This is a genomic window from Phenylobacterium sp. (assembly GCF_035944335.1).
Taxonomy (GTDB): Bacteria; Pseudomonadota; Alphaproteobacteria; order Caulobacterales; family Caulobacteraceae; genus Phenylobacterium.
This window is the reverse complement of record NZ_DASZBG010000051.1, coordinates 24,277-31,996: the sequence shown is the minus strand read 5'-3', so window position 1 is coordinate 31,996 and position 7,720 is coordinate 24,277. Positions and strand designations below refer to the sequence as shown.

General features: G+C 68.8%; 7 protein-coding genes and 1 tRNA gene. 2 read left to right on the top strand and 6 right to left on the bottom strand.

The genetic code is table 11. The annotated features are described in order from the left end of the window. Together VGT80_RS09375 and VGT80_RS09370 are read right to left on the bottom strand one after the other, a co-directional pair. Positions 1 to 1,472 (bottom strand): efflux RND transporter permease subunit (locus tag VGT80_RS09375; protein WP_327455087.1); only part of this gene is annotated, 1,472 nt, incomplete at its 3' end. A gap of 25 nt (positions 1,473 to 1,497) precedes the next feature. Continuing rightward, a complete protein-coding gene (locus VGT80_RS09370; protein ID WP_327455086.1) occupies positions 1,498 to 2,571 on the bottom strand; it encodes an efflux RND transporter periplasmic adaptor subunit in 1,074 nt (357 codons plus the stop codon). A gap of 231 nt (positions 2,572 to 2,802) precedes the next feature. Between VGT80_RS09370 and VGT80_RS09365 the strand changes: the two genes are divergently transcribed. Beyond that, positions 2,803 to 3,243, top strand: coding sequence for a VOC family protein (locus tag VGT80_RS09365; protein WP_327455085.1), 441 nt, complete (start codon positions 2,803 to 2,805; stop codon positions 3,241 to 3,243). A 12-nt stretch (positions 3,244 to 3,255) separates the two neighbouring features. Here VGT80_RS09365 and VGT80_RS09360 read toward each other — a convergent pair whose 3' ends face one another. The 3 genes from VGT80_RS09360 to VGT80_RS09350 form a co-directional block, all read right to left on the bottom strand. Then, positions 3,256 to 3,810 (bottom strand): hypothetical protein, encoded by a 555-nt coding sequence (locus VGT80_RS09360; protein WP_327455084.1) that lies wholly within the window; start codon positions 3,808 to 3,810, stop codon positions 3,256 to 3,258. 79 nt (positions 3,811 to 3,889) lie between these two features. Next, positions 3,890 to 4,324 carry a hypothetical protein gene (locus VGT80_RS09355; protein ID WP_327455082.1) on the bottom strand — a complete coding sequence of 145 codons (435 nt, stop codon included), beginning with the start codon at positions 4,322 to 4,324 and terminating at the stop codon, positions 3,890 to 3,892. Between the two features lie 99 nt (positions 4,325 to 4,423). After that, a tRNA-Asn gene (locus VGT80_RS09350) sits at positions 4,424 to 4,499 on the bottom strand. Between the two features lie 369 nt (positions 4,500 to 4,868). On the opposite strand from VGT80_RS09350, the gene VGT80_RS09345 reads away from it, so the two are divergent. Continuing rightward, positions 4,869 to 6,281, top strand: a complete 1,413-nt coding sequence (locus VGT80_RS09345; RefSeq protein WP_327455080.1) for a Mur ligase family protein — start codon at positions 4,869 to 4,871, stop codon at positions 6,279 to 6,281. Position 6,282: 1 nt separating this feature from the next. Here the strand turns inward: VGT80_RS09345 and VGT80_RS09340 are convergent, their stop codons facing one another. After that, entirely contained in the window at positions 6,283 to 7,707 is a 1,425-nt protein-coding gene (locus VGT80_RS09340; RefSeq protein ID WP_327455078.1) for an acyl-CoA dehydrogenase family protein, read from the bottom strand. Between the last annotated feature and the right edge of the window lie 13 nt (positions 7,708 to 7,720).

Here is a 7,720-nt window from a genome sequence, read left to right as displayed (position 1 = left end):
GACTTGCCGCCGAAGATCGAGCCGAACGCAGGCGTGAAGATCAGCGCCACGAAGATCGACGAGCCGAGCACGAAGAACAGGGTCAGCGGGAAGAAGCTCATGAACTTCCCGGTGATCGAGTTCCAGAACATGAAGGGCAGGAAGGCGCACAGGGTGGTCAGGGTGCCGTTGACCACCGGCCAGAACATCCGTTTCGCGGCCGCCGCGAAGGCCTCCTCCTTGGGCAGGCCCTCGGCCATCTTCCGGTCGGCGTACTCCACCACCACGATGCCGCCGTCGACCAGTATGCCGACCGCCAGCACCATCCCGAACATCACCATCTGGTTCAGGGTGATGCCCATGAAGTTCATGCTCATCAGTCCGAGCATGAAACAGATCGGGATCGACAGGCCGACCATCAGGCCCTGGCGGATGCCCAGGCTCGCCACCACGATCAGCATGACCAGCAGGCTGGCCATCAAGAGGCCGCTCTCCAGGATCTTCAGGATGCGGGCGATGAAGTCGGAGTTGTCGTAGGTGAAGGCGACCTTCACCGTCGAGGGCCAGCGCTTGGACTCCTCGGCCACCACCTTGTGCACGGTGGCCACGGTCTCGAGGATGTTGGCGCCATTGCGCTTCGAGACGTCCAGCGCCACGGCCGGCTCGCCGTTGAAGCGGGTGATGAAGTCCGGCTCCTTGAAGGTGCGGCGCACCTCGCCGATGTCGCCGACCGTGACCAGCTTGTCGCCGGCCCGCTTGATCGGCAGCCTCAGGATGTCGGCCGGGTTCTGCACCACGCCGGGCACCTTGACGGCGAAGCTGCCGGCGGCGTTGCGCAGGTTGCCCGCCGGGATCAGCTGGTTGTTGCGGCCGATCACCTGGGAGAGGTCCGAGGCGGTGACGTTGTAGGCCTCCATCCGCAGGGGATCGATGGTGACCTCCATCTGCTCCTCGCGGACGCCGGAGTAGTCGGCCTCCTGCACGCCGGGCGAGCTTTCCAGCCGCTCCTTCAGGTCGCGCGCGATGCGGGTCAGCTCGCGCTCGGGCGCGGAGCCGGAGAGCACGATGCCGATGATTGGCTGGTCGGCGAAGCCCTGGTCCTGGATGATCGGCGGCTCGGCGTCGGGGGGGAAGCGGCCGCGCGCCAGGTCGACCTTGGCGCGCACGTCGGCCAGAGCCTGTTCGGTGGAGAAGCTGGGATCGAACTCCAGGGTCACCACCGCCACGTTCTCGCGGGCGATGGCGTTCATGTGCTTCACGCCCTTGATGGTCTGCAGCTGCACTTCGAGCGGCTTGACCAGCAGGCGTTCGGCGTCCTCCGGACTGACGCCGGGGAACGGCACGGCGATGAAGATGTAGGGCAGCTTGATGTCCGGCTGCGCCTCGCGCGGCATGGACAGGTAGGCGAAGAAGCCGAACAGGCAGGCGATGAGCGTCACCCCCAGCACCACCTTGCGGCGCTTGATGGCTCCGTCGATCAGGGACCCGATCATCTCATCCCTCCTGCCGCCGCGGGCGCTAGCGCGCCATCGCGACGCGAACCTTCTGGCCGTCCGCGACATAGGACTGGCCGACCACGATCAGGCGGATCGGCCCGGACAGGCCGCTGACCCACACGCCGCCCGGCGTCTCCTCGAGGATCTTCACCGGCGCGAAGGCGACGCGCTCGGCGTCGTTCACATAGCGCACGCCCTGCCGGCCCGCCGAGTCCAGCACCAGGGCCGACACCGGCACCAGGTGCGCCGGTCCCGAGCCGGCGGCGATCCGCACATCGGCCGACAGGCCCGAGCGCACGACGAGCTGCGGGTTCGGGCTGGTGATCTCCAGGTGATAGGTGCGCGTCGCCGGATCGGCGTCATGGGCCACGTAGCGGACGCGGCCGGCAAGCGTGTGGCCATCGACCAGGGTCGCCGCGGCCGTCGCGCCCACGTGCAGCTTCGAGGCCTCGGTCTCCGGCACGTCGCCGACCACCAGCAGGGGGCTCAGCTCGATCATCGTCCCGCAGGACTGGCCGGGCGACAGGTAGGAGCCCACCTCGGCGTCGCGGTGGTCGAAGACCCCGGTGAACGGCGCGCGGATATCCACCTGCTTGAGCGCGATCTCGGCGGCGCGGACGCCGGCCTGGGCGGCGTCGAGGTTGGCCTGGCCCTGGACCAGCTGGGTCGGCGAGCGGAACCCCTTGCGGGAGAGCTCGGCATTGGCCTGCTGCTGCAGCTGCATGGACTTGAAACTGGCCCGCGCCTGGTCGAGCGCCGCTTGCCGCGCGTCGACCGCCAGTCGGCACAGCACCGTGCCCTTGGCGGCCACCGTGCCCTGCAGGATCGGGGTCGCGGCCACCACGCCGGAGGTCTCGGATTTCACCTGGACCGTGCGCGTCGCCTGGGTGCGGCCGCGCAGCACCACGTCGTACTCGCGGACCTCGTCGGGGGTCAGCTTGACTTGAACACTGGGTATGGCCGAGGCGGCCGCCGCCGGCTTCGCCGCGGCGCGATTCGGCGCATGGCCGCCGCCCGCCACGGCGCGCACCAGGAAGTACAGCGCCAGCACCCCGACCACGCCGATCACGAAAATATATTGCGATTTCAATCGCATGAAACTGTCACCCCAAAGCGCGACCCGCAGGCTGCGCATCGCCCCGTCCCCAGCTCGGGCCCCTGGCGAGACCCCAGCTTCTGATGCCACCGTTACGCGACTGCAAATGAAATCGCGGACACATAGCGTCACAGGCGGATAGTCTGTGGCCGCAGGCCATTCCAGCACGGCCACGCCGCGTCCGCCGCGTGACCACACGTCGCACAGCTTACATCGTAAGGGAAACTGATCATGAAATATCTCCACACCATGGTCCGGGTGCGCGACCTCGACGCCTCGCTCGACTTCTATTGCCACAAGCTGGGCCTGCAGGAGGTCTCGCGGACCGAGAACCAGGGCGGCCGGTTCACCCTGGTGTTCCTCTGCGCGCCCGACGACGCGGAGGACGCCAAGGCCAAGCGCGCGCCCACGGTCGAGCTGACCTACAACTGGGACGACGAGGCCTACGACGGCGGCCGCAACTTCGGCCATCTCGCCTATGCGGTGGACGACATCTACGCGACCTGTCAGCGGCTGATGGACAGCGGCGTGACCATCAACCGGCCGCCGCGCGACGGGCGCATGGCCTTCGTCCGCTCGCCGGACAACATCTCGATCGAGCTGTTGCAGAAGGGCCAGGCTCTGCCGGCCGCCGAGCCCTGGTCCTCGCTGCCCAATGTGGGCGCCTGGTAGCGGCCTTCCGGCCTAGGGCGCGCCGCGCTCCAGGATGCGGCAGGCGCCGCCCGGCCCCGGCAAGGCCGAGCCATAGTCCGGCCGGCTTAGGTCGCCGTCGGCGCGGGGGCGGCAGGGCGCGCCGGGCGGCCCCGGCTCGTCCGGGGACCAGGCGCCGGCGAATGACAGGGAGGTCGCGCCTGCGCCGAACCGGCCCGGGCCGAACCGCCCGCCGCGGAGGCGTTCGTTGAAGCGCGTCTGGTCCACCGCGATGCTCAACTGGCCAGTCTCGCCCACCGGCACGTCGGCGCGGGCATAGGCGTGCCGATAGCCGCCGCTGCCGACGCCCAGCTCCACCACGCCGTGGATCTTGCGCTCCGGCGGCTCGGCGGAGGAGGTCACGCCGGGGGCTGCGTCCTTGGCGACGTTGGGCACGGGCGTCGTCTTGATGAAGGCGTCGATCTGGTCGGCGACGCTGGGCGAACCGGCCACCGGAGCCTCGGGCGGCGCGGTCGAGACCGGCGCGGTCTGGGCGAGGGCGGCGCCGGACGAGAGGGCCAGCGCCAGGCCAAGGATCGCGGTTCGCATGCGGGCACTCCGTACTGGCCTCAGGCCTAGCACGACGGTCGCGCGCAAATGTGGCTAGGTTGAAGCCGCGCCGCGCCGATCAGCTCTTCGGCTTGTACTTTGCATGGCAGCCGCTGCAGGTGTCGCCGAGGTCGTTGGCGACCTGCGTCAGCTTCGCCCCATCCTGGGCCTTGACCGCCGCCGCCGCGTCCGCCGACTGCTTGGCCATGGCCTTGGCGAAGCCCATCCACGCGCCCTTGTCCTTGACCCGGCCGGGCAGCAGCAGGTGAGCCGAGGCGGTCTGCAGCTTCGTCGCCGCGGCGCCGGCTTCGGCCCAGCGCTTGGCCGGGACCTTGGCGGCGTCGGGTCCGTTGCTCGGATCGACCTCGCCGCCGACCGCGAACAGGGTCGCCGAGGCCGGATCGACGACGGCCTTCATCTCCGCCTTGGTGGGCGATTGCTTGCCGGCGGCCTGGGCGCCCAAGGCGGCGGCCAGCACGAAGCCTATGAGGGCCAGGGTTTTCAGCGGTGACATGCGGGTGTCCCCAATCCAACCGGCGCGCCGGCGTTGGCGGGGATCATATTGAGTGAAGGCGGGTTCGATCCAGTGGCCTTGCGGCCCTGCTGGGATCGATGGCTCCCGGAGCAGGACTCGAACCTGCGACAAGTCGGTTAACAGCCGACTGCTCTACCAACTGAGCTATCCGGGATCAGGCCGTCGAGGGCCGGGCCTATACGCTGGCCCGCCGGGCCGCGCAAGCGCCGAGGACGTTGCGCCGCAGGCCAAAAGCGGCCCCGGGGCGAGCCTGAAAAAAAGAGCCCGGCGGAGAACCGCCGGGCCAAATTAAAGTCGGTGATGGTGGGGTGTCTTCAAGGAAGACCACGAGAGGGTGAGCTTCTGTGGTTAAGGCGGAGTTAATGATCCTAAACGCTTCATATGACTCATTAATCACGCGCTGAACGTGCGGCGCGGGCCGAATCAACCGGATGATCGATCGCCGCTCCCGGTTGGACGGCCCCCGCCAATCGGCTAGTCGGGAAGCCTCCGAACGCCAGTCCGTTTTTGAGTCGAGGCCTTGATGCGCATCCACTTCACCGGGATCGCCGGCGCGGGCATGAGCGCCGTGGCCCTGATGATGCGCGACGCGGGCCATGAGGTCTCTGGCTCCGACGAGGACGTCTTCCCGCCCATGTCGACCTATGTCGAGGGGCTGGGCTTCCCCTTCCATCGCAGCTTCGCCGCCACGAACCTGCCTGCGGGGCTGGACGTGCTGGTCCTGGGCGCCAGCGCCAAGCTGGGCGGGGAGACCAACCCTGAGGTGGCCGAGGCCCGGGCCCGCGGCGTCGCCGTGACCAGCTTCCCCGAGCTGGTCGGCGAGGCTACCGAGACGCGGCGTAACACTGTCATCGCCGGCTCCTTCGGCAAATCCACCTGCACGGCCCTGATGGCCCACGTCCTTGCCGACGCTGGGCACGACGCCGGCTGGATGATCGGGGCGATCTCGCCCTCGCTTCCGGCCACCGGCCATTGGGGCTCGGCCCCCGAGGTCGTGCTGGAGGGCGACGAATATATCGTCGGGCCCGCCGACCGCCGCTCGAAGTTCGTGCTCTACCACCCGCGCGACGTGCTGCTGACCAGCCTGATCCACGACCACGTCAACGTCTTCCCGACCTTCGCCGACTACGAGGCGCCGTTCAAAGCGCTGCTGGCCCTGCTGCCCACCGACGGCCTGCTGGTGGCGCGCGAGCACCCGGCGATCCGCGCCGTTGCGGACCAGGCCGGCTGCCGCACCGTCTGGTACGACACGGCGTCCTGCGAGGGCTGGTTCTCCGAAGACGTCGTCTATGGCGAGACCAGCCACTTCACCCTGGTCAGTCCGGCTGGGCGACGCACCGCCATGACCACCAGCCTGCTGGGCGAGCACAACATCGAGAACATCGTGGGCGTCGCGGCCTATCTCATGGAGCGCGGCCTGGTCGCCGAGCCGGCGCTGGTCAGCGCGGTCGCCAGCTTCGCCGGCATCCGCCGCCGCCTCGACCGGCTGACCACCCGCTCGGCGGTGCCGATCGTCGAGGGCTTCGGCTCCTCCTACGAGAAGGCCCGCTCGGCCATCGAGGCCATGCTGCTGCACTATCCCGATCGGCCCCTGACCGTGGTCTTCGAGCCGCACACCTTCTCCTGGCGCAGCCGCGACGCGCTGAACTGGTACGACACGGTATTCGCCGGCGTCGCCCGCGTCCTGATGGTCCCGCCGCCCACGCACGGAGCCGACAGCCATCACCAGTCCACCCACGCCGAGATTCTCGCCCGCACCGCGGCCGCCGGCGTCCCGGTGCAAGGCGTCACCACGGCTGCCGAGGCTGCCGAGGCGCTCTCGCAGCTCTCCGGGAACGAAGTCGTCCTGTTGCTCTCCTCCGGGCCCCTGCTGGGCCTCCCGGACAGCCTGCCGCCGGTCTTCGACCAGCTCTACGGCGAGAGCGCCGCGGCCTGACCTAGGGCCTCGCGGGCGTCGGCTGGACGTAGTCGTCGGCGATGCCGGCGTCGTCCCGCTTGGTCGCCTTGTCGGTCGCCGCCCGCTCGCCTTCGGTGGGCCGGTCGCTCTTGCGGTAGTCCACGTCGTCCCAGGTGAGCTCCGACATCGCCTTGCGCCTGGGGCCCAGGTAGCCGAACAGATAGGCGGCCACCTTGCGCATCTGGACCTCCTCCGAGCCCTCGGTGATCCGGTAGCGGCGGTGGTGGCGGTAGATGTGCTCGAAGGGCTTGTGCCTGGAATAGCCGATCCCGCCATGCGTCTGCATGGCCCGGTCCGCCGCCTCGCAGACCAGCCGGTTCGCCCAGTAATTGCACATGGAGACCTTGTCGGAGATCGTCCGCTCGATCTCCTTGTGGTCCATCCGGTCCATCTGCCAGGCGGTCTTGCGGATCAGCAGCCGCAGCATCTCGGCCTGGGTTGCGAGCTCGACCAGCGGCCACTGGATGGCCTGGTTCTCGGACAGCGCCTTGCCGAACGGCTTGCGGGCCCGAGCATACTTCACGCTCTCCTCGATGCAGTAGACGGCCGCGCCCAGGGACGACGCCGCCTGCCGGATGCGGTTCTGGTGCACGAAGCTCTGGCCCAGCCTCAGGCCCTGGTCGACCTGGCCCCAGTAGGCGTCCTCCGGCACCCACACGTCGGTCAGGCTGACCCGCGGGTGGTCGGTGGGCATATTGAAGGTCCAGAGATATTCCTCGACCTTCACCCCGGGCGTATCGGCCGGCACGATGAAGCAGGTGATGCCGCTGGCGTCGCCGTCCTTCCCCGAGGTGCGGGCGAAGACCATGATGTGGCTGGCGACATGCATGCCGGTCGTCCACATTTTTTCGCCGCGGATCAGCCAGCCGGGCTGGCCGTCCTTGTCCTGGCGGACGGCGGTGGTCTCCATGAAGGTGGCGTCGGAGCCGTGGTTCGGCTCGGTCAGCCCGAACCCCGTGCGCAGCTGGCCGGTGAGCAGCTTGTCGGCATAGCGGTCGTACTGCTCGTTGGTCGCGAACTCCTTGAACATCAGGATGAAGGGGTTGTTGCCGACGATCGAATGTTCGTTCTGCAGGTCGTTGTGCAGGCCAAGGCCCTTGGCCGCGAGGTGCTCGCGGATCACCGCCAGGTCGAGCTGCGAGCCGCCCTTGCCGCCCAGCTCCTTCGGCCAGCCGTAGCGCAGGTGCCCGGCCTTGTCGGCCAGCTTGCGCGCCTCGCCCAGCAGGGCCTCCCACTCCTTCTTCGGCAGGCCGCCGGCCTCCCAGTCGGTCCGCTCATATTCCCGCCGATGGTCGAAGAAGCGGATGTTGTCGTCGCGCTGCTCCAGCGGCTTGATCTCCGCCTCGATGAAGCGGTCGAGCTCGGCGAGGTAGTCGACGAGGGGCTGCGGCAGGTCGAAGTCCATGGGAGGTTCCTCG

Bases quoted from the DNA above. Each gene is read 5' to 3' on its own strand.
- VGT80_RS09365 (WP_327455085.1), top strand. From the start codon at position 2,803: ATGAAATATCTCCACACCATGGTCCGGGTGCGCGACCTCGACGCCTCG.
- VGT80_RS09370 (WP_327455086.1), bottom strand. From the start codon at position 2,571: ATGCGATTGAAATCGCAATATATTTTCGTGATCGGCGTGGTCGGGGTG.
- VGT80_RS09355 (WP_327455082.1), bottom strand. From the start codon at position 4,324: ATGTCACCGCTGAAAACCCTGGCCCTCATAGGCTTCGTGCTGGCCGCC.
- VGT80_RS09340 (WP_327455078.1), bottom strand. From the start codon at position 7,707: ATGGACTTCGACCTGCCGCAGCCCCTCGTCGACTACCTCGCCGAGCTC.
- VGT80_RS09360 (WP_327455084.1), bottom strand. From the start codon at position 3,810: ATGCGAACCGCGATCCTTGGCCTGGCGCTGGCCCTCTCGTCCGGCGCC.
- VGT80_RS09345 (WP_327455080.1), top strand. From the start codon at position 4,869: ATGCGCATCCACTTCACCGGGATCGCCGGCGCGGGCATGAGCGCCGTG.